The sequence below is a fragment of the Paenibacillus xylanexedens genome (assembly GCF_007680605.1).
GTDB lineage: Bacteria > Bacillota > Bacilli > Paenibacillales > Paenibacillaceae > Paenibacillus > Paenibacillus xylanexedens_B.
In genome coordinates this window covers 102,179-127,845 of the sequence record NZ_VEIO01000005.1, presented here as the reverse complement: position 1 = coordinate 127,845, position 25,667 = coordinate 102,179, and the positions used below count along the sequence as shown (strand labels likewise).

At 47.9% G+C, this 25,667-nt stretch carries 26 protein-coding genes and 1 riboswitch; of the genes, 1 reads left to right on the top strand and 25 read right to left on the bottom strand.

The features are described 5' to 3' along the window. Positions 1–70 precede the first annotated feature (70 nt). The 23 genes from atpG to FS818_RS21110 form a co-directional block, all read right to left on the bottom strand. Entirely contained in the window at positions 71–943 is an 873-nt protein-coding gene (atpG, locus tag FS818_RS21220; protein ID WP_145334448.1) for an ATP synthase F1 subunit gamma, read from the bottom strand. Positions 944–1,097: 154 nt separating this feature from the next. After that, a complete protein-coding gene (gene atpA, locus FS818_RS21215) occupies positions 1,098–2,612 on the bottom strand; it encodes a F0F1 ATP synthase subunit alpha (RefSeq protein ID WP_145334446.1) in 1,515 nt (504 codons plus the stop codon). A 16-nt stretch (positions 2,613–2,628) separates the two neighbouring features. Then, complete coding sequence (locus FS818_RS21210; protein ID WP_145334444.1) at positions 2,629–3,177, bottom strand: F0F1 ATP synthase subunit delta; 549 nt, start codon at positions 3,175–3,177, stop codon at positions 2,629–2,631. Further along, complete coding sequence (gene atpF, locus FS818_RS21205) at positions 3,174–3,662, bottom strand: F0F1 ATP synthase subunit B (protein WP_090922868.1); 489 nt, start codon at positions 3,660–3,662, stop codon at positions 3,174–3,176. The genes FS818_RS21210 and atpF overlap by 4 nt, the downstream gene beginning before the upstream one ends. Positions 3,663–3,775: 113 nt before the next feature. Continuing rightward, on the bottom strand, positions 3,776–4,000 hold the full coding sequence (gene atpE, locus FS818_RS21200; protein ID WP_090922866.1) for a F0F1 ATP synthase subunit C: 225 nt from the start codon (positions 3,998–4,000) through the stop codon (positions 3,776–3,778). Between the two features lie 74 nt (positions 4,001–4,074). Next, positions 4,075–4,893, bottom strand: a complete 819-nt coding sequence (gene atpB, locus FS818_RS21195) for a F0F1 ATP synthase subunit A (protein WP_090922864.1) — start codon at positions 4,891–4,893, stop codon at positions 4,075–4,077. Positions 4,894–4,940: 47 nt separating this feature from the next. Next, the gene (locus tag FS818_RS21190; protein ID WP_145334442.1) at positions 4,941–5,318 is read right to left on the bottom strand and encodes an ATP synthase subunit I; all 378 of its coding nucleotides are present in this window, start codon (positions 5,316–5,318) and stop codon (positions 4,941–4,943) included. Beyond that, complete coding sequence (locus FS818_RS21185; protein WP_090922860.1) at positions 5,311–5,565, bottom strand: AtpZ/AtpI family protein; 255 nt, start codon at positions 5,563–5,565, stop codon at positions 5,311–5,313. The genes FS818_RS21190 and FS818_RS21185 overlap by 8 nt, the downstream gene beginning before the upstream one ends. A 186-nt stretch (positions 5,566–5,751) precedes the next feature. Next, on the bottom strand, positions 5,752–6,909 hold the full coding sequence (gene wecB / locus FS818_RS21180; protein ID WP_145334439.1) for a non-hydrolyzing UDP-N-acetylglucosamine 2-epimerase: 1,158 nt from the start codon (positions 6,907–6,909) through the stop codon (positions 5,752–5,754). A 39-nt stretch (positions 6,910–6,948) separates the two neighbouring features. Continuing rightward, positions 6,949–7,578, bottom strand: a complete 630-nt coding sequence (upp, locus tag FS818_RS21175; protein WP_090922856.1) for a uracil phosphoribosyltransferase — start codon at positions 7,576–7,578, stop codon at positions 6,949–6,951. A gap of 443 nt (positions 7,579–8,021) precedes the next feature. Further along, positions 8,022–9,269 carry a serine hydroxymethyltransferase gene (locus FS818_RS21170; protein WP_186331760.1) on the bottom strand — a complete coding sequence of 416 codons (1,248 nt, stop codon included), beginning with the start codon at positions 9,267–9,269 and terminating at the stop codon, positions 8,022–8,024. Between the two features lie 217 nt (positions 9,270–9,486). Then, entirely contained in the window at positions 9,487–10,080 is a 594-nt protein-coding gene (locus FS818_RS21165) for a TIGR01440 family protein (protein ID WP_145334435.1), read from the bottom strand. 333 nt (positions 10,081–10,413) lie between these two features. Further along, positions 10,414–10,495: riboswitch (ZMP/ZTP riboswitch) on the bottom strand. A gap of 96 nt (positions 10,496–10,591) precedes the next feature. Further along, positions 10,592–11,164 (bottom strand): low molecular weight protein arginine phosphatase, encoded by a 573-nt coding sequence (locus FS818_RS21160; RefSeq protein ID WP_145334433.1) that lies wholly within the window; start codon positions 11,162–11,164, stop codon positions 10,592–10,594. A gap of 65 nt (positions 11,165–11,229) precedes the next feature. Then, a complete protein-coding gene (locus FS818_RS21155; protein WP_145334431.1) occupies positions 11,230–11,790 on the bottom strand; it encodes a manganese efflux pump MntP in 561 nt (186 codons plus the stop codon). A 260-nt stretch (positions 11,791–12,050) separates the two neighbouring features. Next, positions 12,051–13,298 (bottom strand): L-threonylcarbamoyladenylate synthase, encoded by a 1,248-nt coding sequence (locus FS818_RS21150; RefSeq protein ID WP_145334429.1) that lies wholly within the window; start codon positions 13,296–13,298, stop codon positions 12,051–12,053. 214 nt (positions 13,299–13,512) lie between these two features. Beyond that, complete coding sequence (spoIIR, locus tag FS818_RS21145) at positions 13,513–14,172, bottom strand: stage II sporulation protein R (RefSeq protein ID WP_145334427.1); 660 nt, start codon at positions 14,170–14,172, stop codon at positions 13,513–13,515. Positions 14,173–14,666: 494 nt separating this feature from the next. Then, positions 14,667–15,893 carry an FtsW/RodA/SpoVE family cell cycle protein gene (locus FS818_RS21140; RefSeq protein WP_145334425.1) on the bottom strand — a complete coding sequence of 409 codons (1,227 nt, stop codon included), beginning with the start codon at positions 15,891–15,893 and terminating at the stop codon, positions 14,667–14,669. A 310-nt stretch (positions 15,894–16,203) separates the two neighbouring features. After that, the gene (locus FS818_RS21135) at positions 16,204–17,433 is read right to left on the bottom strand and encodes an FtsW/RodA/SpoVE family cell cycle protein (RefSeq protein WP_145334423.1); all 1,230 of its coding nucleotides are present in this window, start codon (positions 17,431–17,433) and stop codon (positions 16,204–16,206) included. Positions 17,434–17,518: 85 nt separating this feature from the next. Next, entirely contained in the window at positions 17,519–18,409 is an 891-nt protein-coding gene (gene prmC / locus FS818_RS21130; protein WP_145334637.1) for a peptide chain release factor N(5)-glutamine methyltransferase, read from the bottom strand. A 24-nt stretch (positions 18,410–18,433) separates the two neighbouring features. Further along, positions 18,434–19,501, bottom strand: a complete 1,068-nt coding sequence (gene prfA, locus FS818_RS21125; protein ID WP_145334421.1) for a peptide chain release factor 1 — start codon at positions 19,499–19,501, stop codon at positions 18,434–18,436. Between the two features lie 438 nt (positions 19,502–19,939). Continuing rightward, positions 19,940–20,539 (bottom strand): SUKH-4 family immunity protein, encoded by a 600-nt coding sequence (locus tag FS818_RS21120; RefSeq protein ID WP_186375562.1) that lies wholly within the window; start codon positions 20,537–20,539, stop codon positions 19,940–19,942. Positions 20,540–20,762: 223 nt separating this feature from the next. Continuing rightward, positions 20,763–21,863, bottom strand: a complete 1,101-nt coding sequence (gene ychF, locus FS818_RS21115) for a redox-regulated ATPase YchF (protein ID WP_145334417.1) — start codon at positions 21,861–21,863, stop codon at positions 20,763–20,765. Positions 21,864–22,053: 190 nt separating this feature from the next. Next, positions 22,054–22,527 carry a GNAT family N-acetyltransferase gene (locus tag FS818_RS21110; RefSeq protein ID WP_145334415.1) on the bottom strand — a complete coding sequence of 158 codons (474 nt, stop codon included), beginning with the start codon at positions 22,525–22,527 and terminating at the stop codon, positions 22,054–22,056. Positions 22,528–22,870: 343 nt separating this feature from the next. Between FS818_RS21110 and FS818_RS21105 the strand changes: the two genes are divergently transcribed. Further along, on the top strand, positions 22,871–23,356 hold the full coding sequence (locus tag FS818_RS21105; RefSeq protein ID WP_222128834.1) for a hypothetical protein: 486 nt from the start codon (positions 22,871–22,873) through the stop codon (positions 23,354–23,356). 89 nt (positions 23,357–23,445) lie between these two features. Here FS818_RS21105 and FS818_RS21100 read toward each other — a convergent pair whose 3' ends face one another. Both FS818_RS21100 and FS818_RS21095 read right to left on the bottom strand, forming a co-directional pair. Beyond that, positions 23,446–23,649, bottom strand: a complete 204-nt coding sequence (locus FS818_RS21100) for an aspartyl-phosphate phosphatase Spo0E family protein (protein WP_260989939.1) — start codon at positions 23,647–23,649, stop codon at positions 23,446–23,448. A 236-nt stretch (positions 23,650–23,885) separates the two neighbouring features. Beyond that, the gene (locus FS818_RS21095; RefSeq protein ID WP_145334409.1) at positions 23,886–25,199 is read right to left on the bottom strand and encodes a transcriptional regulator; all 1,314 of its coding nucleotides are present in this window, start codon (positions 25,197–25,199) and stop codon (positions 23,886–23,888) included. Positions 25,200–25,667 lie beyond the last annotated feature (468 nt).

The window sequence follows — 25,667 nt, the reverse complement described above, 5'->3', positions numbered from 1 at the left end:
GCTACTTTGACAAAAATAAAGTTCCGTTCATTCATTTTTGCAGTGCAAGCCTTCATTAAATAAAAAACGGTTAGCCTTGTGCTGCGTTGGCACCTGCCACAATTTCCGTAATCTCCTGCGTAATCGCCGCTTGACGGGCACGGTTATATGTCAATGACAGATCATTAATGAGCTTCGATGCATTTTTGGTTGCATTGCCCATTGCCGTCATTTTCGCACCCAGCTCACTCGCTTTACCATTCAGCAATGCGCCGTAAATCAATGTCTCCGCATAACGCGGAAGCAATACTTCCAGCACAGCTTCAGCTGACGGTTCATACTCGTAGCTTGCAGTCGGTCCATCCGCAGCAGATAACTCAGGTGTTTCCATAGGAAGAAGTTTTTCTACCGTCGGAATCTGGGTCAACGCATTTACAAAACGGTTATAACAAATGTACAATTCATCAAATTTAGCCAGTTCAAATCCGTGAACCGCTTCATGAGCGATGGATTTGATATCGGCAAATGCAGGTGAATCCGACAAATCCGTTATCGTGGAAGACATAGCCATTTCACGACGTCTGAAATAGTCGCGCCCTTTACGTCCGATAACGAACAATTCATAGTCGTCCTGAGAGTTGTGACGTTCTTTCAGCGTCAGATTAACCTGACGCAAAATGTTCGCATTGTATCCACCTGCAAGACCACGGTCCGATGTAATGATCAGATAAGCTGTCTTTTTCACCGGACGGCTATCCAGCATTGGATGCTGGATGCCTTGCGTGCTTGATGCAATACTCGCCACTACCTCTTTCAACTTCTCTGAATAAGGACGGGCAGCCTCTGCTTTTTCCTGCGCTTTACGCAGTTTTGCAGCAGCTACCATCTCCATTGCTTTGGTGATCTGCTTTGTGCTTTGTACGCTTTTAATTTGCCGCTTAATTTCGCGCATGCCTTTTGCCATGATTTCACCACCTTAAAGTTTTGACAAAGTCAAAACTACATCGTAAGCATAATCCTACTTTGGCAGAGCCAAAGTTACTTCGTAAGCTTCGTTACAAGTTACACATGCAGACATGCGGAATCGGTTAAACAACTCCGCAGCTACATGAATCTATTTAGACAGAGACAGCGAAGCTCTTTCTGAACTTCTCAATTGCATCTTTAAGTGCATTCTCATTGTCTGCTGTCAATTCTTTTGTATCACGGATGGACCCAAGGATTTCCTCATGGTTGCTCTCCATAAACGCAAGGAACTCACGCTCAAAACGAGTTACATCACCTGTCGGAATTTCATCCAAGTACCCTTTAACTGCAGTGTACAAGCTGACAACCTGTTGTTCTACAGGAAGTGGCTGATTTACACCTTGCTTCAGGATTTCCATCATTCGCGCACCACGATTCAGACGAGCCTGAGTGGATTTATCCAAGTCAGATCCGAATTGAGAGAACGCCTGCAATTCACGATATTGAGCGAGATCAAGACGCAGGGAACCTGCAACTTTTTTCATCGCTTTGATCTGTGCAGAACCACCGACACGAGATACCGAGATACCTACGTTGATCGCTGGACGTTGTCCGGCGTTAAAGAGATCGGACTCCAAGAAGATTTGACCGTCCGTAATCGAGATTACGTTAGTCGGAATGTATGCAGATACGTCCGAAGCTTGTGTTTCAATGAATGGCAGAGCGGTTAAAGAACCACCACCAAGTTCATCATTCAGCTTCGCAGCGCGCTCAAGCAAACGGGAGTGCAAGTAGAATACGTCACCTGGGTAAGCTTCACGGCCTGGTGGACGACGAAGCAACAAGGACAACTCACGGTATGCCGCAGCCTGTTTAGTCAAGTCATCATATACTACCAGCACGTGCTCGCCTTTGTACATGAAATACTCACCCATGGAACAGCCGGAGTAAGGAGCAATATAAAGCAATGGTGATGGATCGGAAGCGGATGCCGTTACTACGATGGTATATTCCATTGCACCTCTACGACGCAACGTTTCTACGACCTGAGCAACAGTGGACTGCTTCTGACCGATAGCCACATAGATACATTTCATGCCGCTACCTTTTTGGTTCAGGATCGCATCGATCGCAATCGATGTTTTACCCGTTTGACGGTCACCGATGATCAACTCACGTTGTCCACGGCCGATTGGAACCATCGCATCAATCGCTTTGATCCCTGTTTGCATCGGCTCATGAACCGATTTACGATCCATAACGCCTGGTGCTTTACCTTCTACCGGACGGAATTCCGTTGTAGTGATTGGCCCTTTGCCATCCACTGGAATACCGAGCGGGTTCACAACGCGTCCGATCAATGCTTCGCCAACGGGCACTTGCATGATCTGACCTGTACGTTTTACTTGATCTCCTTCACGGATATCCGAGTAAGGTCCCAAGATAACGACACCCACATTGCTTTCTTCTACGTTCATGGCGAGGCCCATTACACCGCTTGGGAACTCAACCAACTCGTTGGACATGACATTCTCGAGTCCGTATACACGGGCGATCCCGTCACCAACCTCAATAACTGTACCAACTTCGACTACATCGATATCAGTCTTATATTGTTCAATCTGACTTTTAATTAATGTACTGATTTCTTCTGGTTTGATACTCAAGTGTCCTCACCCCAATCTACTGTACTCGTCTGTTAAAAGACTGCTCAAGACGTTCGAGCTTGCCAGCCAAGCTGCCGTCATAGATCGTATCGCCAATGGCGACTTTCAATCCGCCCAGCAGTGCAGGATCAACAATGTTCTCGATACGGATCTTTTTATTCACACGGCCACCGAACTCACGGGCTACCGCTTCTTTCTCTTCTTCCTTCAATGCATAGGTCGAGTATACGCGAGCATCGGCGATCCCAAGGGAATCCCCTTCGATTTTCACATAATCATTCAAGAGGTCTTGCAACAATTCCACGCGGCCACGCTCAATCAGAAGCAAAACCGTGCGAAGGACAGGTTCGGACACTTTGCCATCAAGGCTTGCATGAAGCACATTTTGCTTAGCTTCATCAGAGATGTTAGGAGAAACAATAAATTTAATAATCTCTGGATCTCCGGTTAATCCACTGACAACGGCACGCAGTTCCTGTTCAACTTCAAGCACTTGCTGCTGCTGAAGAGCAACTTCGAACAATGCTTTTGCATAACGCTTGGCAACAATCGTATCGCGGCTCATTGTCGGCCCCCTACCTCATTGAGGTATTGGTTCACAAGTTCCTCTTGTGCTGGACCGTTCTCAACTTCTTTTTTGATCAATCTGGAAGCAATCTGAACGGAAGCAGTACCCAGTTCGCTGCGAAGTGCGGCAACCGCTTTGTTCTTCTCGCTCTCAATTTCACGTACAGCATCGTCTTTGAGACGAGTTGCTTCAGCTTTGGCATCAGCCAGAATGGATTCAGCCTGCTTGCCACCCGTTTGTCTGGACTGTTCAATAATGTCGTGAGCTTCTTTGCGCGCTTGTTCGAGAGCCTGTTTTTGCTCCTCCACATAAGCAATCGCCTGTTCCCGAGTCTGAGCAGCCTCATTCATCTGGCTCATTACGAGTTCACGACGCTTTTCCATGATGGAGAACAACGGACCGAAAGCATAACGGCTAAGCAGCCAGTATAAAACCAAAAATGCGATAATCGCAAGAAGCGTATTTTCCCATAAGAAACTCAATCTGTTCACTCCTTCCTGGAGGTATCCTAAACCGTTATCCCTTACAGGATAAGTTCCTAGCTAAAAAGAAGGCGCGGAGGGCTACAGCCTTCCCCGCCGTACTGTGTTATGTCTTAAGCAGCACCGTAGAACATGAATGCGAGTACCACACCGATGATCGGCAATACCTCGATCAAACCTACCCCGATGAACATTGTTGTTTGCAGTGTGGATTTCGCTTCTGGTTGACGCGCGATCCCTTCCACTGTTTTGCTGATTACCATACCGTTACCGATACCTGCGCCGAAAGCGCCCAATCCTGCAACAATTGCTGCTGCGATTAATGCCATTGCTCCCATTTGTATATCCTCCTTAAAATTATAAATCAATTTTATTGTTCAGCCTGATGGAGAGATCCCCGCAGGTCTAAAACTTAATGTTCTTCGTGCGTTTCGATGGTCTGTGAAATGTACACCATCATTAGAATGACGAAAACGAAAGCTTGAATCCCGCCGATAAAGATACTGAAACCTTGCCACACTGCAAGTAGCGGTATTGCGAAAATGGCGCCCAGCACTTTAAAGCTGGTCAGTTTGAGGATGGTTGCAATCAGCACCTCACCCGCAAAAATATTCGCGAACAAACGCATGCCGTGCGTGAGCAGCTTGGACGCGGTCTCGATAATATTAATCGGAAGGAACAACGCGTACGGCTGCACATAGTGCTTCAGATAACCTCTAGTGTTCTTGAACAGTCCAAGTCCATGTGCTACGAGGAAGGCTACGAGAGCTAGTCCCATCGTTACGGACAAGTCAGCTGTTGGTGATTTGAACCAAGCCAGCTCGATATGTGGATGCGCTTCTGGATCCTTCGCGTGAGCCTTTTCATAAGCCTCAACCGCTGTAACGATTGGTTTCCCGAAAACGGTAGCTGCATTAACATCCTTAACATCGGTAACGGCCTGGAATGGAAGCCCAAGCATATTTCCTACGAAGATGAACAAAATCATCGTAAGTGCGAGAGAAATAAAGTGTTTGCCTTTCTTCATGTCCATCGTACTGGATATCAGATTACGAACGAACTCAACAGCCCACTCCATAAAGTTTTGCAGCTTTCCCGGATTATCCACCGACAGGTTCCGCGTAGCGATGATGGCAAAAATGAAGACAATGGCGCTGGTTACAATCAACATCAATAGTACGGACAAGTCCAGATGAAATCCACCAAGCATAATCACTGGAGCTTCATGCATATTTTTTTCTCACCCCTTTCTCTACCTGAAAGTTGCCACACTCAAAATCACTCTGCTTTGCGGGACATGATGATCCCTATAATTAATAGGGAAAATTGCGCAATGGCCAGACCGCCTGCAACCGCATATGTATTGAAGTACTGCGGAAAGCGCATCGATATGTAAATACCAAGCACTGCGAGCGCCGCTCTTGTCAAAAATCCCAGGTTCACACGCTTCAGATTACCTTCTGCCGCATCATCGGACATCTTCCTCACCTTGTAGCCCAGGTAAAATGCATTAATCAAACTTATGCTAACACCCAGGGCCAGTCCCAAAGCAATCGTTTCCAAACGAGGTACAAATGCAGCCGTTAGAAAACAAATCATGAGAATATACATGACGGAAACGGTCATCCATCTGCGATATCTGGCTAGTTCACTCATCACTTTCCCCCATGAATTTTTTAGCAATAAAGTAAATGCTTACCCCGCCTGCCGCAAGAAAAAAGAGAACGCTTACGGCGATCCATATTCCGTTGCCTCCAATGGTCCTGTCCAACCACGAGCCAGCGTAATATCCGGCAACAGCGAGCAAGGCAATCTCGATTCCAAAAGCTGTCACGAGCCCCATTGCTTTCCAGACCTTATCATCATGGTTACGGGATGAATTTGGTTTGTTCGAATCGGCCATTTTCCACGCCACCCTTGCAATCCCAGTTAATTTTACTGAATGATGAGAGCCTTTGTCAATTGATTGATTTTAGCGTTTTAAAGGGAGAAACGACGGGTCTACAGCTTATTACAGCCCGTAAACCCGCGTAAACCGTACAGTTTAACTGTATGCTATCCCCTCTATAAATCCAACAGAAAATGTGAATTATTTTTTGAACTTTCTGTGAAATGATTCCGGGCGCTCACTTTTTACGCCGAAATGGTGCAAAATCGCATTGACAATTCTTTCCGATGCATGTCCATCACCGTATGGATTAGCAGCTTGACTCATGCTTGCATACAGTGCTTCGTCTGTAAGCAGAGCCTTGGTCCGTTCATATACACGTTCCTCTTCTGTCCCTACCAATTCGAGCGTGCCCGCTTCGATGCCTTCCGGGCGCTCTGTTGTATCGCGCAATACAAGAACAGGCACACCAAACGAAGGCGCTTCTTCCTGCAAACCGCCTGAATCAGTCAGGATCAAGTGAGTGTGCGGGTAAAAGTTATGCAAATCCACTACGTCTAGCGGATCAATTAACCGAATACGGGGATGATTCCCCAAAATCGCGTGAGCCGGCTCCTTCACAGCAGGACTAGGGTGCACCGGGTACACGATGGCAATATCTTCGAATTCGTCTGCAATACGTTTGACGGCCTGGAAAATGTTGCGGTGAGGCTCGCCTTGAGATTCGCGGCGATGAGCAGTCATCAGCACCAGGCGTTTGCCTTGTGCCCAATCAAGTACCGGGTGTTTGTAATCCTCCCGTACTGTATATTGAAACACATCCGTTACCGTGTTGCCTGTGACGTAGGTACTAGACTCCGGTTTATTTTCTTTTGCAAGATTGGAAGAAGACCAATCCGTTGGTGCAAAATGCAGATCGGCCAAAACACCCGTCAGCTGGCGATTCATCTCTTCCGGGTAAGGCGACAGCTTATTCCACGTCCGCAGACCGGCTTCCACATGCCCAACCTGAATCTGTTGCAGGAAGGCTGCATAGCTGGCTACAAATGTAGTCAACGTATCACCGTGAACGAGCACGATATCAGGCTTGGCTTCACGCAAAACCGGCTCCAGACCGCCAAGAACACGAATGGTAATTTCGTTCAGGGTCTGGCGATCCTTCATGACATCCAGATCATAATTGGGATGAATGTCGAAAACTTCAAGAACCTGATCAAGCATCTGGCGATGTTGCGCGGTTACGCAAACAATCGACTCAATAGACTCGGGATGTTTTTGCAATTCCAGAATAAGCGGAGCCATCTTGATCGCTTCTGGACGCACCCCGAAAATAGTCATCACTTTAATTTTTTTGGACATTCGAGCAAAGCCCCTTTTCTAATCCGCATGAAAATATGCTTATTTCGTTCCGTACAGACGGTCTCCCGCATCGCCAAGTCCTGGCACGATATATCCGTGATCATCCAGACGGTCGTCAAGCGCAGCTACATAGATGTCTACATCTGGATGTGCATCTTGTACTGCTTTTACGCCCTCTGGCGCTGCAACCAGGTTCATCATTTTGATCTGAGTGCAACCGCGCTTTTTGAGCACGTCAATCGCCGCGATCGCCGAACCGCCTGTTGCAAGCATCGGGTCAATCACAATCAGCTGGCGTTCAGTTACATCTGTAGGCAACTTGGTGTAGTATTCTACCGGTTGCAATGTTTCCGGATCACGGAACAAGCCAACATGTCCTACTTTTGCCGCTGGCAGCAACTTCACCACGCCATCCAGCATCCCCAGTCCTGCGCGCAGAATCGGTACCAGTCCAAGCATACGTCCAGAAATTACTTTTCCTTGTGTCGCCGCTACAGGCGTTTGTACGTCAATGGATTCCAGCTCAACGTCTCTTGTAATCTCGTAGGCCATTAATGTTGCTACTTCATCAACCAATTCACGAAAATCTTTCGTATTCGTACGCATATCGCGTATAAACGTCAGTTTGTGTTGAATCAGGGGGTGATCACATATTACTAATTTTCCCATTAAATTGTCCCTCCGGTAAGTTCTTCATGAGTTAAGCATTTCCAAATATACCTAGCCGTCATTCACAGGCTCGATAAATCCTGTATATTATATCATCACCCACACTGAATTACACCATCAAAGGGCACCTAATCATTACAGAAAAGCAAATCCTACAAAAACAGGACCGGAAAATGATCCATCCGGTCCTGTTTGCTCGTGCTGTTGTGTGAGTTGAATAGCAAAATGTTAAATACAATAGCACTCCGCCACCAGAATGCTCCTTCGATCGCCGTTATCCCCAAATTTTATGAATCACCTTAGAAAGGTAAAAATTCGGGGATAAATGCGAGCGCTTCGCTTCTACGGCCTCATTCTGCTCGCTACGTTACTTTGTATTCCATTTTAGCAACCTTCAAAATCAAACAGCGCGAGCAATGTTTTTAGCAGTAGTAGTAAAAATCCTAGTATTTAAGGTCAGTGTACAGCGGGTACTGATCCGTCAGGGCAGTTACCTCAGCGCGTGCCTGATCCAGTGTTGCTGTATCTTTTGGATTTTTAAGCGTCTTGGCAATGATCTTACCGATCGCTACCATTGCTTTCTCGTCCATACCGCGGGAAGTCGCCGCAGGTGTACCAATACGGATACCACTCGTGATAAACGGACTTGTTGGATCAAACGGAATCGCGTTTTTATTTACGGTAATACCGATGGAATCAAGTACATGCTCTGCTTCCTTACCCGTGATGTTCACGCTACGAGTATCGATCAGCATCAAGTGGTTGTCTGTACCGCCGGATACAATGTTCAATCCTTCAGAGATCAATGTTTCAGCCAGCACCTGTGCGTTTTTCACCACGTTCTGAGCATACGTTTTGAACGAAGGTTGCAAAGCTTCACCAAATGCAACAGCTTTTGAAGCGATTACGTGCATCAAAGGTCCACCTTGGGAACCCGGGAATACCGCTTTATCAATAGCAGCTGCCCAGGACTTGCGGCACAGGATCATACCGCCACGTGGTCCGCGCAATGTTTTGTGTGTCGTTGTTGTCACGAAGTGGGCATGTGGCACCGGGTTAGGATGCAATCCAGCAGCAACAAGTCCTGCGATGTGTGCCATATCAACCATGAACAGCGCGCCAACATCGTTCGCGATCGAAGCCAGCTTTTCAAAATCAATCGTACGCGGGTATGCACTTGCGCCTGCTACGATCAGACGAGGGCGGTGTTTGAATGCTGCTTTGCGAACTTCATCATAATCAATGAGGAATGTATCTTCTTGAACGCCATACGCAACGAAGTTGTACAGCAAACCGGAAGCATTCACCGGGCTACCATGCGTCAAGTGACCGCCATGTGCCAGGTTCATACCCAGAACGGTATCGCCAGGCTTCAACGCCGCCAGATATACAGCCATGTTCGCTTGTGCACCGGAGTGCGGCTGCACGTTCGCATGTTCTGCACCAAACAATTCTTTCGCGCGATCACGCGCGATATCTTCAACGACATCGACATGCTCACAGCCACCATAGTAACGTTTGCCTGGATAACCTTCAGCGTACTTATTCGTCAGAACGGAGCCGAGTGCTTCAATTACCGCTTCACTTACGATGTTCTCGGATGCGATCAGCTCGATGTTGTTCTGTTGACGTTTCAGTTCAAGATTCATTGCTTCCAATACTGCAGGGTCATTTTTACGCAATTGTTCCATGATTAAATTCCTCCTAAATTATAATGAAGTTATAAAGCGAAATGATGTTTCCACGTAAACGGAGAGTGCAACACCAATCTGGAGAAGCAGCGCGTTCGCATTTATCACCGGATTTTCCCTTTTAAAAGGAGATTCAAAGAAATCTGGGGATAATAGCGATCGTAAGACGGTGATGCAATCGAAGTCTGAGTGTAACCTGACGATTTCGCTTTATACGTTAGTCACAAAAGGTCGAATCAGGTTGTTCCTCCATTCGGTAAACCGCACGTTCGCCGCCAATCAGTTTCGGACGTGTAAGTGCTGCTGTAACACGAGCCTCTCCAATGTAACGAAGTGATGTCCGGAAAGGAACCGCAACATGGCGAAGATGCATGCCAATCATGGTCTCACCGATATCCAGACCTGCATGGGCTTGAACGTGCTCAGCCAGACATGGATCGGACAGTGAACGATAGGCAGTAGATGCCATGGAACCCCCAGCTTTCGGCACAGGTACAGCGCCAACCTCCGTTAATCCAAGCCGATGAAGCAACGCACGTTCCATTACAAGGGCTCGGTTCAGGTGTTCACAGCACTGGAATACCGTGTCGAAACCAAACTCCGTCTGCACCTCGCGAATACCTGCAAGCAACTGATCCGCCACGTCGACGGCACCGCTTGTTCCAATGCGCTGGCCTGCGACCTCGCTTGTACTCGTGCCGATCACAACAACATGGCCAGAGCCAAGTTTACCGGCTGTCGCCAGTTCGCGCAGGATTGATGCCGTCTGTTGTTGCAATCCGGGTTGTTCCGAATCCAATTCAATTGTCATCCTATCGCCTCCCGATAAAATCATGCCCGCTATCTATACAAGTTGAACTAAAGATCTTACACAGTCCACTCCGATGACAGAATAACCTTCCAATCGCTGTTATCCCCAGATTTTTTCGATTCCCTTTCCCAAAGGGGAAAATCCGGGGATAAAGGCGACCGCTTCGCTTTTTCAGGTTTTTTCTGTCCTCTCCGTTAACGTGTAAATAAATAGTTCAACTTATATAGTGAATGTTTGCTCTACACATGCGCTACATGGCATTTCAGGTACTATTATAGCGAAAAATCAGATGAAAGACGAAAAAAAGAGCAGTCTGCGGGTATCGCAGAATTGCTCTTTTGCCCAGGCGACCGGCCGTTTGTTCCGGTGCTCCATTGTGGTTGTGCCCACTTCGTCGCCAGTTACACCGGATCCCTGTTTTCCCCTTCATCATAAATCAACCCACCTTGAAAATCAACGGTTAATTTACATTCCATGTTCTGTTTGTATATCTTGTCTCTGTACAGCTGAATTATTCAAGCTTATCTAGAAGCTTGGATAACGCTGTACGAATCTCCGCAGCCGCAATGTTGTAATCGTCCCGGCTACCGCCAAACGGATCGGAGATATCAAAACTCGGGATGCGTTGCCGAATTTCGATCGCACGCTCTCGCTCCGATGCCAGAATCTCCTGGCCCAGGGCCCGTTTCATCTCTAGTGAAGCAAACAGGCTGTCCAACTCCTCCAGGTCTTGAAGCACTTGTGCATCATTCTCGGCATATTCTTTCAGCGTGTACGTTTTCTGAATAGAATCCGGGAACACCTGCATCACATGTTGCTTATGGCTCCGCGTTAACGTCAGAATCAGATCTGCCCATTCGACCAACGCTTCACTCAGCTGTGTAGACTGGGATGGGCCTTCTGCCTGATGATCTTTCAAAACCGCTTCGGCATGACGTGATATCGGCATACCTGACGACGCAGCCACACCTGCGGAACGTACATGTACCTCAATGCCGCGCTCGGCTGCAAGTTTCCTCATAAGCCCTTCTGCCATGGGGCTGCGGCACGTGTTTCCTGTACATACAAACAAAATATGTTTCATTGTAATAGCCTCCCCATATGATCAAGATGTGAACTACCTATCGTATCGTTCAAACGTTTTATTTTTTAAAATATAAACAAAAGTCCGAAGGCAAGCAAGATCGCTCCGCCTACAGCTTCACCGTAATCCCCCAAATTCTGGCTTACCCTACGCCCCAGAAGCAGACCCATAATCGACATCAAGCCACCGCAGAAACCAAAGGCCAAAATCGTAAGGACAAGATCACTACTGAACATGCCAAGTGACACCCCGACAGAGAATGAATCTACGCTGACACTAAGCGAAAACAAAAGAATACCCAGCAAAGATCGATGATCGACCAGCTTGGTTTCCCCTTCACGAAACGCATTAAAAATCATGTGAGCGCCTAGCAGTACCAGCAGGCCGCCTGCCGCGTAATTCGTAATATTGCCCAGCAAGGAACTGACATACTTACCCATATACATGCCGGCAAGCGGCATGATGACATGAAACAGTGCCGTAACGGTGCTAATTTTCAATACATCCCGTAGCCGTATACCCTTCATGCCAATGCCGATGCCCAGCGAGAATGCATCAAGCCCCAGCGCAACCGCCATAATCAGAATGGTTACCAACTGCCCTACATGGGCAGACACATCCCACATCCTCATACCCCCAAGTCACATAAGGTTCTTGTACACGATATGCGGACAAGAACTCAAACATGACGGTTACAGGGAAACGGAGCTAAGAAGTGTGGGGTACAGCTTTCCGATGATGAAAAAACAGATCAAGTGCGACCTTGCTAATATGAAAATAATAGATTGGAACGTTAAACGTGACGACTGCATGCAAGCGTGATGACTGCTTGCGAATGCCGAGGCTCGCTCCTGATCCCGTGGGCAGGAGCGTTTAGGTGAGCGGCTCAACCAACTTGAATAAGTTGGTTGCCCGCCGCCTTGAGTAGCCGGTTCATGACGGCTGCTCCCAGCCCTTCGCGCGAGCAGGCCTCCGCCACAATATATGTGGCGCCCTGCTCATCGCAGCTGCGCAACGCGGCGTATAGCCTGCGCGCAGCTTCCTGCAGCTCGCTGGCGTCGCCCAGCGAGAACACGGCATCGGCGCGGTACTGCTCCGCGTGCTCGGCGAACGCCAGCACCGCGGTGCGCTCTCCGCGCTGCGCCGCCTCCGCCAGGGCGGCGCGGGTCCAGGCCGCCACCGCTGCGGGCGGCCCCTCTACCACGCACAGCGCCCCTTCGGGTGCGTAGTGCGTGTACTTCATGCCCGGCGAGCGCGGCGCCGGGCTGGTGCTGTCGCCACCGGACCCTTCAGCGAGAAGCGCTGGGTCCGTGGCGACACGGGCGGCTACGGCGGACAGCTGTTCCGCCGTAATGCCGCCAGGGCGCAGGATGGTGACGGTACCGTCGTCACCGGCCTGCACCACGGTGGACTCGACGCCCACCCCCGTGGGGCCGCCGTCCACAATGCCGCCGATGCGGCCATCCAGATCCTCCCGCACATGTGCGGCGAGGGTCGGGCTAGGCCGCCCGGAACGGTTCGCACTCGGCGCAGCCACGGGGCATGCCGCCGCCGCGATGAGTGGCAGTGCCACCGGGTGGTCCGGCATGCGCACGGCCACTGTATCCAGTCCGGCAGTGACCCGAGGGGATACCGCCCCTGGCCTAACCGGCAGCACCAGCGTCAGCGGGCCCGGCCAGAAGGCCGCCATCAGCGCTTCCGCTGTTGCATTCACCTCGGTGACCAGCTCATGTAGCTGGTCACGGTGCGCGATATGCACAATCAGCGGATTGTCGGAAGGCCGCCCTTTGGCGGCAAATACCGCCTCAACCGCTTCCGTGCTACGCGCGTCTGCGCCGAGGCCGTAGACCGTCTCGGTCGGGAAGGCAACCGTCTCCCCTTGACGAAGGCAGGCCGCGGCTGCCTGCAAGTCAGCGAGTGCTGCTTCGCGGGCGGCGCTCCCCTTTTTCGCATCCGATACTGGGGAAATCTCTTGCACGTTCACATCTATGTTCTCGGCCTCACTCTGCTCATGCAACAACGCGCTGACATCCCAGAAGGCTGTGTTGTACTCCCCCTTGGCTCTCTCTAACGCCGCATCATCGCGCTTGTCCTCTAACGAGGGTTGTTGTATCTTTTCGTGTTCTCTGGTCATATATATCATCATCCCTAAACTTCAAGTAGGTTTAATTTCAGTACATATAAGTATACCATATCTGTCACGTTTCAGGTTTGATCCAACGATGAGGTACCTCCCCCGCATATCCTGTTCACGTAAAAAGGAAGCTCCTCGCACACCTGCAACGAAACTTCCATCTCTAAGTTTTTTATTCTAACGCACTGCATTTCATTATATCTTAAATTCGTTGTTAAGTGAATAATCCTGCTATCCAACCCCATATTTTCACGGCCACATCCCACAGGAAGAATCTCGCTTCAGGCGTCTCACCTTGCACAGTTGCTTTCACCTCTACTGCATCGGCAGCCGAGGCAGAGACTGTCGATGGTTTGGCCAGCGCATCTCCTGTACTTGCATCAATGAAACAGAGCGGCGGGAACAACACACACCACCAGTTCTGCCCTTTGCCTTCGCCCAGCGTGATCCGTACTGCTTCATATTCGCCGGCAGGGTACACCGTACCGCCATATAGCTTTGTTGGAAAAGGAACCGTGCCAAGCTCCACCTGATAATCATAAGTCAGACCGCGTTTCATTAGCTCTTCCCCTACCCGATTCTCAATCTCGGACAGATGTTCACGAATGACATACCGAGCCTGCTCCAGACTTTGCGGATTCTCCAGCGCCCCAACCCATTCGCCCATCTGTGCAACGACCGCATCCCGAATCTCGCGTTTCACGAGCTGATCTCCAGCCGCATCGGAATTCGCTAGAATCCGCAAACGGATCGATTGCTCCGGAATAGTAGTAGCAGCAACAGCCGCATCGGTTTTCTGACCTTCCCACATCATAATGATCATCATAAGACATACAAGGATAAGTCCAATTTGTTTACCAATTCGTCTGTTCATCCCGTTCTCCCCCTCGAATCCGTTATCCAGCTGTAACTCTCTCATGTCTATCAGTATGCCCGGTAGAGGAAGAAGTAAACCTAGTACATTCACAAATCTATTAACATTTTTCATAGAATCGGATGAATTGGCTTCATTGATCGGAGACAGGAACACAGACATATTCATTATCCGCGTTGCGAAAAGAGATTTCTTACGAAAAGGAGATGATTTCAGCACTCATGTTTTCTACTAAATGCCCCTAAACCAGCCCTTCTCGGGCATAAAAAAAAGCTTAGTGATCACTAAGCTTTTTCGAAGATAGCAATGGATTAGAGTGCTACTTTAATTTGAATTATACAGGTGGTGAACGATCTTCTCTTGCATTTGATTACTACGTTTCATTTCAACATAGATTAGGCACAGTAAAATCGTTATTATCACGAGTAATACAGCCACCATTTTTTGAAAATTATTCATCATGAATAATCCCTCCAGCTCGTGAAAAAATACAACTACACGGTGCTGTTCTCTTTTTCCTTTTTCAGTAGACTCCGAATCCGCTGCACCAACGACGGAGACTGTTCCTCCGGAAACCATTCATCCTCGTCTTCATCACCATACAGCTTAATGCTCATCACCAGCCCGATACAGGCCATGTTAATCAGCAAAGACGTACCGCCATAACTAATAAATGGCAGCGTAATGCCCGTCAGTGGCATGAGGCCAAGGAATGCACCTACATTTTCGAACACCTGATACAGTAACATCCCGATAATACCCACAATGATAATGGGTCCGGCGCGTTCTTTGCACTCCAATGCGATCAACACCATCCGGTGGATCAGTATAAAATATAACAGGATTAAGAGCGAAGCTCCCACAAAACCGAATTCTTCTGCCACCACCACAAAGATGGAATCCGAATACGTATACGGCACACGCCCGCTTTGAACCGAGGTTCCTTCCAAAAAGCCCTTGCCCGTAATTCCGCCCGATCCGATGGCAAGTCCTGCATTTTTCGTATGCCACATCGCTTTGGCTGTTGCCTTTTCGGGTACAAGCCACGGATCAATCCGTTCAGCCCAGTGCTCCCGTTTAATCTTTTCCAAAAAGGTAAACACTTCGTCATGGTAGAAGGTGTAGGATTTGATGAAACCAATAAAGAAAGCACTCACAATCGCGAGCCCGATTAACGCATGTTTCAGCTTCATATTGCCGATCCATAAAACCGCAACCAGAATAACCACATAACCGAGAGCGTTACCCAGGTCATTCTGCGCCATAACGAGTGCAAACGGAATAAATGTCCAGAGTCCAATCGGCACGACATCTCTCCAGAACCCGAGCTCCCCACGTTTACGCTTCACAATTAAATGGGCGAGGAAGAGAACAAGGATCATTTTGAACAATTCCGCAGGTTGAAACGAAATGCTTTCCGTTATTTTCAGCCAGCCATTCGCGTTATTCAACGTACTTCCAAGCACATTGGCCAGGATCAAGAAAACAATGCCTATACCATATAGAAGAAAAGCGTATTTTACGTACAACTTGTAATTAAACAAACCGATCCCGATGACCGCGATGAATCCGACCACATAGAAATAGATCGTTTTCACATGATGATTCGCAAGTTTGGGATCAAAGCGTGTTCCACTGTAAATCGCAAGTATACTTATAATCATTAACAACAATAGGACAAAAAGAATGACGCCATCCAGCTTTTTTACCGTTTTCCACATGATGTTTGAATTTCCCCCTAGTTCACACATCGCGCTTTACCAATAATGATCAATATTACCATTGTACCTAATTGGATGGGAGAATGGAAATCCGGTTCACTTTAACCAATCAAAAAAACCTTGAAAGTTCGTTCCCCAGCAAATGCCGGGAAGAACGATTCTCCAAGGTTGATCTGACTACTTTTACGGTAGTTCTTATGAGATATTTCTTTTGAGATCGTTCTCTACGATGGATGCACCATTAAAACATGGAGCTTTAATGGTAGAGTTGTTGCTGTTAACCTCTTCATCTCAATATAAACGTCGAGGTTTACTGTTCCGGTTGCTTCTGTTGCACGGGTTTACGTCTGAACAGCTTCATCACCAGTTCCGTAATACTCGGTTGCTCCGCCGATCCGAGAATATCTTCGTTTTCCTCCGTGTGCACCTTGATGCTCATCACAATGCCCATACTGATCATATTCAGCACGAGCGACGTTCCCCCTGAACTGATGAACGGCAACGTGATACCCGTCAACGGCATTAGACCGATGAATGGGCCGATGTTAACAAAGATTTGGTATAGCAGCATCGCGATAATCCCGACGATAAGGTATGGCCCCGCTCGGTCCTTACACTCCAGTGCGATCAAGACCAATCGGTGGATCAGGATAAAGTACAGGAGCAGCAGCACGGAGGCCCCGATAAAACCAAACTCTTCTCCGATCTGAACAAAAATCGAGTCGGCGTAAGCCAGTGGCACACGGTTGGATTGAATGGTTGTTCCTTCCATGTACCCTTTACCTGTAATTCCGCCTGAACCGATGGCCAGCTTCGCATTATACGTCTGCCACAACACATCCCGTGATGTCTGATCCGGCACAAGCCATGGGTCAAAACGATCCGCCCAGTGCGAACGGCCGATATCCTTTAGAAATTTGACAATCTCATCATGATAATGAATATATGCCTGCGTGCCCCCGACAAATGCAGCCGCTGCAATCACAAACCCGATCAACGCATGAGTAAATTTGATATTACCGATCCATAGCAGACCAATAAGAATAATCACGTAACTCAGTGCGTTCCCCAAGTCATTCTGGAGCAATACCAGCAATAGTGGCGGCAGCACACAGAGTGAGATCGGTATGACATCCCGGCCAAAATACAGCGGCCTGTTTCGCTTGCGCGCCAGCAGTGCTGAGAGAAATACAATCAAGCATAGCTTAAACAGCTCCGCAGGCTGCAGACTGAATCCAAAGATCGAGAGCCAGCCTTTGGCACCGTAATATTCCTGACCAATAAACATGACCAGAACCAATAACAGCATACCTACACCGTAGATATACAGATAGTTTTTAATAATGAACTTGTAGTTGATCATCGACATTCCGAAGAAAATGATGAACCCCAGAATATAAAAGATCACCGCACTTCGTGTCAGTCCTTCCAGCTTCGGACGGCCAAACGTGGTGCTGTAAATGGACAAAATACTGATGACCATCAGGATCACCAAAATAAAAACGATGGAGTAGTCGATCTTTTTGAATTTGTGCAGCATGTCTTTATGTTCCCCCAAGCATTCAGAAAATCTTCGGCATACCCCATTGTAGAGGATTTCGCGGCAAAAAGAAAACTTACGTGCCTTACATTTTTGTCACCTGTTCCGAAGGTCGAACACCCAGGACATGCCGTTCGATTCCGGCAAGGTCGGGAACGATGATAATCTCCGGCCAGTGCCCCGCCGATTCCAGCAAAGCCGCCACGTCATGAGCCTGGCCCATGCCCAGCTCAAAACCGACAATCTGCGGCGGCGCAGGCAGCAGCTTCAGCTGCTCTACCATGATGCGGTACGGGGCGAGCCCGTCCGGACCGCCATCCAGAGCGAGGCGCGGCTCATGATCGCGCACCTCCTGCTGCAACCCGGCGATATCTCCCGCCGGGATGTAGGGCGGGTTGGACACCAGGATGTCCAACCGCTCCCCGGCGAACGGGGCAAGCAGATCGCCTTCACGGAAGTCGATCTGTACGCCGTTCGCGGCCGCGTTGCGCGCGGCCACCTGCAGGGCATCCGCCGAGAGCTCCCCGGCGGACACCTGCCACTGCGGGCGAAGCGAAGCCATCGTGACCGCGATGGCACCGCTGCCCGTGCCGATGTCGACGGCGTGCACTGCACCGCCGTCGCCGGCAAACACGCGGTCCGCTGCGCGTAGCACAGCCTCGACCAGCAGCTCGGTCTCCGGCCGCGGAATCAGCACGGCCGGCGTGACCTCGAACGGCAGCCCGTAGAATTCCTGGCTGCCGATAATGTACTGCGCCGGCTCACCCGCGGCCTTGCGCGTGACGGCGTCCTCCCAGCGGCTACGCAGCCCGCTCGGGAACGGCTCCGGCTGCATCATGTAATACTGGGCGCCATAGACGCCCAGTACATGCTCCAGCAGCAGCCGTGCATTGCCCTGCGGCTCGTACACGCCGCACTTCTCCAAAAAAGAGGAAGCCTCTACGAAGGCTTCCCGGCAACTCTGCTCCGGCGTCATTACAAACTGTCCGCCCGTCACAGATTATTCTCCTCTGTCCATCATCTCGGTCTGCTGAGCAATCGTCAGTGCAGACAAGATATCTTCAATCTCTCCGTTCATCACCTGATCCAGCTTGTGCATTGTCAGACCGATGCGGTGATCCGTTACACGGCTTTGCGGGAAGTTGTACGTGCGAATGCGCTCACTACGGTCACCCGTTCCCACTTTGCTTTTGCGCTCCACGGAGATTTTCGCTTCTTCTTCCATCCGTTTCATATCAAAGATACGTGTACGAAGAACCTGCAACGCTTTTTCTTTGTTGGAGTTCTGGGATTTACCATCCTGACACGTCGCTACGATGCCTGTTGGTACGTGAGTTACACGTACCGCCGATTTCGTCGTGTTGACCGATTGTCCACCGGCACCACTGGAACAGAACGTATCCACACGAATGTCTTTATCGTGAATTTCGATATCAAAATCCTCCGCTTCCGGCATTACCGCAACGGTTGAAGTCGATGTATGAATCCGTCCGCCGGATTCCGTTGTCGGAATACGTTGTACACGGTGTGCTCCACTCTCGTATTTCATTTTGCTGTACGCGCCGCGGCCGTTGATCATGAATACAACCTCTTTGAACCCACCGAGGTCATTCGTGTTCACATCCATCAGCTCGACTTTCCAGCCTTGTGCATCCGCATAACGGGTATACATCCGGTACAGATCCGCCGCAAACAATGCTGCTTCATCTCCACCAGCCGCGCCGCGAATTTCCACAATAACGTTTTTGTCGTCATTCGGATCTTTCGGCAACATGAGTACACGAATCAGATCATCCAGTTCTTTCTGGCGAGCGGACAATTCTTCAATCTCCATTTTGACCATCTCGCGCATCTCGTCATCCAGCTTCTCGCCTTGCATTTCCTTCGCCGCTTCCAAATCCTCGCTTACCTGTTTGTACTCATTATACGCATCGTATGTCGGCTGAAGATCGGATTGTTCCTTCGAATATTCACGAAGCTTTTTGTTATCACTAGCTACATCCGGGTCACACAAAAGCTCGCTCAGCTTGTCATAACGATCGGCCAATGCCTGCAATTTATCCAACATGTATAGTCACCTCACGTTTTAATTTTGTCTTTGCACATGCCGTGTTTCATAACGAACCAACATGCACACTTGCTGTATATATCTATCATTCAAAATTCCACAAACCACAGGATTCTTCTGAATCCCCTGACCGCAGCATCTCATTCGAATTCTGAGTTATATGATCGACGTATAACCTCGCTACAACGTCATCAAATCCTTTACTTTTAAAGTGATATAAAGAAATCGCCTACCTCCTGAAAACCGCCGCCTCATCTTATCGATTACAACGAATAGTTAATCAAGGGTATACGACTCTTAATTATAGCATATGCTTATGCTTCTGAACAGCAACAGTTCATGGTGTAAACATGATTTTTTTACGTAAAACCACGATCCACCAAAATTCATGCTTTCGCCTTCATCTTCCCTGGAAACACTCTTCACTTATCCGCGGCGCTAAAGCAATCCATCCTCCAACTGCTCCAGCACAACACTCCACCAGGTTTCTTCATGAAGCACACTTACAGGGTCTTTCTCTGTATAAAATAAACGAAGTTGTTTCACCGCTTCATCTCTTCCGGATTGCTCTTTTTTCTGCAAATGAGGTTTAATCTCTCCACGGCGGAACGCCTCCAGCTTCGCCTGCACTTGCTCCAGTGTCATGACACTCGGCTCATTCGTTTGGGAATGATCCTGTACAATTTCCCTGTACCTTCTTAGAAACGTTAGAAACAGGTGGATACTGCTGTTCATTACATCATACTCTCTGCTCTGCACATCGACTCTATACAATATGCCCGTTCCAGCTTCCAAGCCGAGAATCGCTGTCTCCTCATCCCATTCATAACCGATGGGTAAAAGCGTTTTGAGTTCATCCCATGTGCTCATCAACCCCATATCCGGCATCGGATTAAAGCTGATCCCAAGGACATCCTCACCATCCAACGTAAGCTGTGGCAAGCCAGAATGAAGCAATAACTGCTGCGTTTCTTCGGATAAATCAGCCTTTCCTACAAGCAGAGGATTATATCGAATATACCGAGACGTTATATCCACTCTTGCCACCTCCTGCAAAGGTACTTCTTTTCTTTTATTATATGCATCATGGGTAAACAATCCAGTGAAAACGTCATCAAACTTGCATAAACTGACCTGTCGTTTCGGAGTAAAATGAAAACGAAAACAGCACTATTCCCCCGCGAAAGAGCGTAGTGCTGTTCTTTATTTTAACCGGTAAGCCTATGAGCGCTGACCCGTCTTTAATCTGTTTTTTTTAAGATTACACGTTGAAACGGAAGTGCATCACGTCGCCGTCATTCACCACGTACTCTTTACCTTCCAGACGCAGTTGACCACGCTCTTTGGCACCGTTCATGGAACCTGCTGCTACCAGATCGTCATATGAAACAACCTCTGCACGGATGAATCCGCGTTCGAAGTCGGTGTGGATAACACCCGCTGCGCCAGGCGCTTTCGTTCCTTTACGGATGGTCCATGCACGAACCTCTTGTACACCCGCCGTAAAGTACGTGTACAGGCCGAGCAATTTGTAAGCCGCTTTGATGAGCAGGTTCAGACCGGATTCCTCAATACCCAGCTCTTCGAGGAACATTTGTTTATCTTCGCCTTCCAGTTCGGAGATTTCTTCCTCCACCTTCGCACTGATTGGCACCACTTCTGCGTTTTCCGCAGCAGCGAATTCTCTTACTTTTTGCACGTAAGCATTGTTCGCTACGTCACCAATTTCGTCCTCAGCCACGTTTGCAGCATACAGAACCGGCTTCAGCGTAAGCAAGTGCAGATCACGTACGATCAGGCGCTCTTCATCCGACAATTCCATGCTACGTGCAGGCATGTCTTCATAAAGAACCGCTTTGACTTTCTCCAATACTTCCACTTCCTGAGCAGCCGTTTTGTTGCCGCCCTTCATGTTTTTCTTGGAGCGATCGATTTTTTTCTCGACACTCTCGATATCCGCCAGAATCAACTCCAGGTTGATCGTCTGGATGTCGCTGATCGGATCGATTTTGCCATCCACGTGAGTGATGTTCTCATCGACGAAACAACGTACCACGTGTACGATTGCATCTACTTCACGGATGTGGGCAAGGAACTTGTTGCCAAGGCCTTCGCCTTTGGAAGCTCCGCGTACCAGACCTGCGATGTCTACGAATTCAAATGCGGTAGGAACCGTTTTTTTCGGTTCAACCAGTTCTGTCAATTTGTCCAAACGCTCATCCGGTACTTCAACGATCCCCACGTTCGGGTCAATCGTACAAAACGGATAGTTCGCCGACTCGGCACCTGCTTGTGTAATTGCGTTAAACAATGTAGATTTACCAACGTTCGGCAAACCAACGATCCCAGCTTTCAAAGCCATGTATATGACAACTCCTCATTCATTACTTGTTCGGTATGGATAATCCTATCCATTATATATGACAAACCCCAAGGCATCAAGGAACTTCGCCGACCCGATATCTCGTGGGACAACCGAATCTTCACATGTTGCTGCAGATGAAGGGCAACCATATCATCGGCGGACATCCACATCTTCAATTCCCTGGTTCTTACTGGCCTTTGATTTCCTTGTACATCGTCAAGTCCGTCACTTCATATCCCATTTTGCGATACAAGCTGCTTGCCCGCACATTATGTCCAAACACATGCAGCCCAATGCGATCCACCCCAAGACTTCGCGCGGTCTTTTCGAGCGCATCCATCGTTTCTGTGCCGTACCCTTTGCCGCGATATGCTTCTTCCACCACGATATCCAGCAGAAAAGCCTCTTTCCCGCGCCGATTCTCCGTAATATTAAACCAGAGGTATCCGACAATGCCGTCCACCGGATGCATCAGATTAAACACATATGCCCCCGGCGTCTCTAATCCTTCCGGAAGATAACGCTCATACGATTCCTCTGCCCGTTGTAGCGCTTCTTCTGGCGCCCACGTTCCTGCTTCTACTTTTTCCTGTGCAAAATCTGCAATCGAACGTCTGCGAAAACTCGCGAATTGTTCCGTATTCATTGGAGACAGTTCCATGTTATTTCCTCCTGATCTAGGTGTGATCCCTTCGGTGTGAATGTTAGGATGATCTACAATTATCTTTATGTACAGTTCAGAACCGCCTCAAAGCACCGCATTGCATGAAACTCATCAAATGAACCTTATTCCAGGCACCTCAACTTTTTATTATCTCAAGCACTCATCCTATTCGACTTCATACGTTCCAAACATATATCCTGTTGATCTGCCGTTTCTCCTTCATATCACCTTCGTATTATACCTTATTCGTTGAACTTAAACTGTAAAATGATGCGCCAGTACAAACTTTCACACGCAGCTCTGCGTTATATCTTTTATACAATACACCCGTATAAAATTATTGAATAGAAAGGAAGGTTTGACCATGCACACCAGACCACGTCGTCCCTTTTCCAAAATAAAACTAATGATTGCCCTTGGCCTGTTCCTTGCACTGGGTACCATTGTAGTGATGAGTCTTCTAAATGCCATGGATCCGTTCCGCAAACTCAGAATTACGATTGATAATCAGTCGGACTATGACATTACTCAGATTAAGACAGGCATAACCCATTTGAATCAACCCGTTCTCGACGCAAGCACAGCAGATAAAACAGAAGATTCCGACCTGCTCTATACCTTTAGCGAAGAAATCGTTAGCGGAAAAAAAATAAAGTTTACTCCAAAATTGCATTTTTTAGGCGAAAGTTCCGTCTACGTCATACTTAAGGACAGTCGCGGCAAAACCTATACAAAAACAGCCTGTGGATATACAGAATCTGTGTCAGGAACTTCCCTCATCACGATAACTAACGAGAATATCACCGTGAAGGAAAACTGTATGTAAAATTGAATGTTTCTCTTTCTTCATATCTAGCTATGTTAAAATATAAGGGCGAGCGACCGGCCAAAGTTTCTCGCCCAGAGGTCGATGGATTACTCCATCGGCTTTATCCTTTTAACCTGATTGTACATATTAATAAGTTCATCCAGCACCATAGATTGGTGGATCACCTGAGGGTGAAGAAGCTCGCCGTACTCCGTCTTTATCTGGTGGAGTTTCTCCCTTGCTTCCTCGATCCGCAGTTTGAGTTCATCCCGCTCCATAACACCCCTCCCTGCTGTACCATTGTAGGACATCCTGCTAATTAACATAAATTCAAATAAACTCCAACAGTGAAAACGACAAAAAAACACCCTTTTCTGAAACACCTTTGGACAATCTAACCGACTGTCTGTATAAGGAATTTCAAAACGGAGGATGCATCACAGTGCGACGAGCCTAATCTTTTTTGAACTTGGGGGATAACATCTAGCCTATACTTACAAGTGGATACGATACTCGGCCTTATCTATTGTCTGCTTTTTGTACTCTTTCATCGTTCCGGACTGTACAATCTCTGAATCTTTTGAATAAGCATCTCGGCGCTTGGCTTGACCCCCGATCCAGTAACAACGTACTGCAAATCATCAAACAGTCCCAAACAATCGAGAAGCCCATCTTTATTCATATTTTCAATCGCAAATTCCATACCTTGGCGAATGTAAGCTACGCCTCTGTCATAGTCATTATTTTTTAAATAGTACGTACCTAACCCTGCTAGCAAAATGCCGTATTGATCGTTGGTGTATTGCTTGCTCATTTTCCCGAAACGACTGCTCTGTTCCTCGTAAACCAGATGAGATTGGTACTGTTCAAGTACATCGTCAATATTGACATTATATCGATTCGCTGCGGTCACAATGGCGCATAGTGCAGGAAATATTTCTTTTTTGCGATCAGAGATATACGTTAAATAATCTGGAATCAACTCTGTTTCACCTGACAGCAATCTGAAATAGTAGTTATTTCCCTCTGACCAATCCTGAAACTGAAGAATCACCATCTTTTCCTCTTCTGTGGGATCTTTAATCCAGCTGTAATCAGCGTATTTTGAGACATACTGAAGCGTTTCTTCATATTTTCCATGTTGGTAACTGACCTCAGCAAGAGCAAGATACGAATACAAAGCATAATAAACGATCTTCTTTTTGGTTCCAGTCTCCACTTCCCGTAATGTTTTCTTGGCATCATATTGTATAAAAGCTTTGATCTGTAACTGGTCAGCGAATTGTTTCACTTTGTCCCAGCGGCGCAAGGATGCATATACATTGATCAGTTCATTCAGCGCATCAAATTGATATTGCTCATCAAGACGTTCTACAAATAGTTCGAATCGTGTGGCTAGCGTAAGATTATGAATCTGGTCATTCGAAAGTCCTACTGAAAACAGACGATATTGGCATAAAGCCAGACGTTCCGAATGTTGCAACTTCTCACTCTCAGCAACACAACGATAGAGCGGTTTACAAGCCTCCATCTTGCCTTCGCTATGCAACTGCTCTGCCAGCTCAAATAACAGAGGGACATAGGAAAGGTTATCCATCACATAGTTCACCGCTGTCTCCATATGTGTTATATGGCCTAGCTCTGCACAACGATATAGAAAAGGTCTGAGCCTGCGCCAATCCAGGGTAGCGTCTACTAAGTACTCATGTATGTACAGTTCATATAATTCGCCTTCAGGCATCCCGATGCCAGCCGTAATGCGATCCAATTGATTTAAGCCTATGGGCCGATTCCCTTTTAACGTGCCGCTCAATGTCCCGGAATTCACGCCGGAAATCTCGGAAAAGCGATTGATGGTCATTCGATTCCTTTTTAAAAAATGTTCCAAGTGATCACGGATTGTAGCTTTTTCGCTCAAAGGGACACCGCCTTCCCATGAAATGAAGCTTAATGCGATAATACAATATTTTAGTAAGCATCATCAATATTTTACTTGTAAATATTTTACTTTAATATGCAAAAAACCGCCCATTTTTATTTGAGCGGATCTTTTTGTGGATTATTATTCAGTACGATTCGAACTCCATCCATTGTAGTACATTCCTCAGTCTGCGAAATTATACACTTTTCTGAAGGGACTGTCCTATAGCAACCCCCATTAACCCGAAAAGATAAGTACAGACGACGCTTATTAAGGCGAACATCACATCCGACGGAAGATTTAGAACGTACCTGATTCCATAAGCAGGCCCCGCCCAAACGATGGACGCAGGTATAAAGAGTATGGCTAAGTCCAGATAAAACCCAACAAGAAGCAAGACCGCCCCCG

Bases quoted from the DNA above. Each gene is read 5' to 3' on its own strand.
- atpG (WP_145334448.1), bottom strand. From the start codon at position 943: ATGGCAAAAGGCATGCGCGAAATTAAGCGGCAAATTAAAAGCGTACAA.
- FS818_RS21210 (WP_145334444.1), bottom strand. From the start codon at position 3,177: ATGAGCCGCGATACGATTGTTGCCAAGCGTTATGCAAAAGCATTGTTC.
- atpE (WP_090922866.1), bottom strand. From the start codon at position 4,000: ATGGGAGCAATGGCATTAATCGCAGCAGCAATTGTTGCAGGATTGGGC.
- atpB (WP_090922864.1), bottom strand. From the start codon at position 4,893: ATGCATGAAGCTCCAGTGATTATGCTTGGTGGATTTCATCTGGACTTG.
- FS818_RS21190 (WP_145334442.1), bottom strand. From the start codon at position 5,318: ATGAGTGAACTAGCCAGATATCGCAGATGGATGACCGTTTCCGTCATG.
- FS818_RS21185 (WP_090922860.1), bottom strand. From the start codon at position 5,565: ATGGCCGATTCGAACAAACCAAATTCATCCCGTAACCATGATGATAAG.
- wecB (WP_145334439.1), bottom strand. From the start codon at position 6,909: ATGTCCAAAAAAATTAAAGTGATGACTATTTTCGGGGTGCGTCCAGAA.
- upp (WP_090922856.1), bottom strand. From the start codon at position 7,578: ATGGGAAAATTAGTAATATGTGATCACCCCCTGATTCAACACAAACTG.
- FS818_RS21170 (WP_186331760.1), bottom strand. From the start codon at position 9,269: ATGGAACAATTGCGTAAAAATGACCCTGCAGTATTGGAAGCAATGAAT.
- FS818_RS21165 (WP_145334435.1), bottom strand. From the start codon at position 10,080: ATGACAATTGAATTGGATTCGGAACAACCCGGATTGCAACAACAGACG.
- FS818_RS21160 (WP_145334433.1), bottom strand. From the start codon at position 11,164: ATGAAACATATTTTGTTTGTATGTACAGGAAACACGTGCCGCAGCCCC.
- FS818_RS21155 (WP_145334431.1), bottom strand. From the start codon at position 11,790: ATGTGGGATGTGTCTGCCCATGTAGGGCAGTTGGTAACCATTCTGATT.
- FS818_RS21150 (WP_145334429.1), bottom strand. From the start codon at position 13,298: ATGACCAGAGAACACGAAAAGATACAACAACCCTCGTTAGAGGACAAG.
- spoIIR (WP_145334427.1), bottom strand. From the start codon at position 14,172: ATGAACAGACGAATTGGTAAACAAATTGGACTTATCCTTGTATGTCTT.
- FS818_RS21140 (WP_145334425.1), bottom strand. From the start codon at position 15,893: ATGTGGAAAACGGTAAAAAAGCTGGATGGCGTCATTCTTTTTGTCCTA.
- FS818_RS21135 (WP_145334423.1), bottom strand. From the start codon at position 17,433: ATGCTGCACAAATTCAAAAAGATCGACTACTCCATCGTTTTTATTTTG.
- prmC (WP_145334637.1), bottom strand. From the start codon at position 18,409: ATGACGCCGGAGCAGAGTTGCCGGGAAGCCTTCGTAGAGGCTTCCTCT.
- prfA (WP_145334421.1), bottom strand. From the start codon at position 19,501: ATGTTGGATAAATTGCAGGCATTGGCCGATCGTTATGACAAGCTGAGC.
- ychF (WP_145334417.1), bottom strand. From the start codon at position 21,863: ATGGCTTTGAAAGCTGGGATCGTTGGTTTGCCGAACGTTGGTAAATCT.
- FS818_RS21110 (WP_145334415.1), bottom strand. From the start codon at position 22,527: ATGGAACTGTCTCCAATGAATACGGAACAATTCGCGAGTTTTCGCAGA.
- FS818_RS21100 (WP_260989939.1), bottom strand. From the start codon at position 23,649: ATGTCCTACAATGGTACAGCAGGGAGGGGTGTTATGGAGCGGGATGAA.
- FS818_RS21095 (WP_145334409.1), bottom strand. From the start codon at position 25,199: ATGACCATCAATCGCTTTTCCGAGATTTCCGGCGTGAATTCCGGGACA.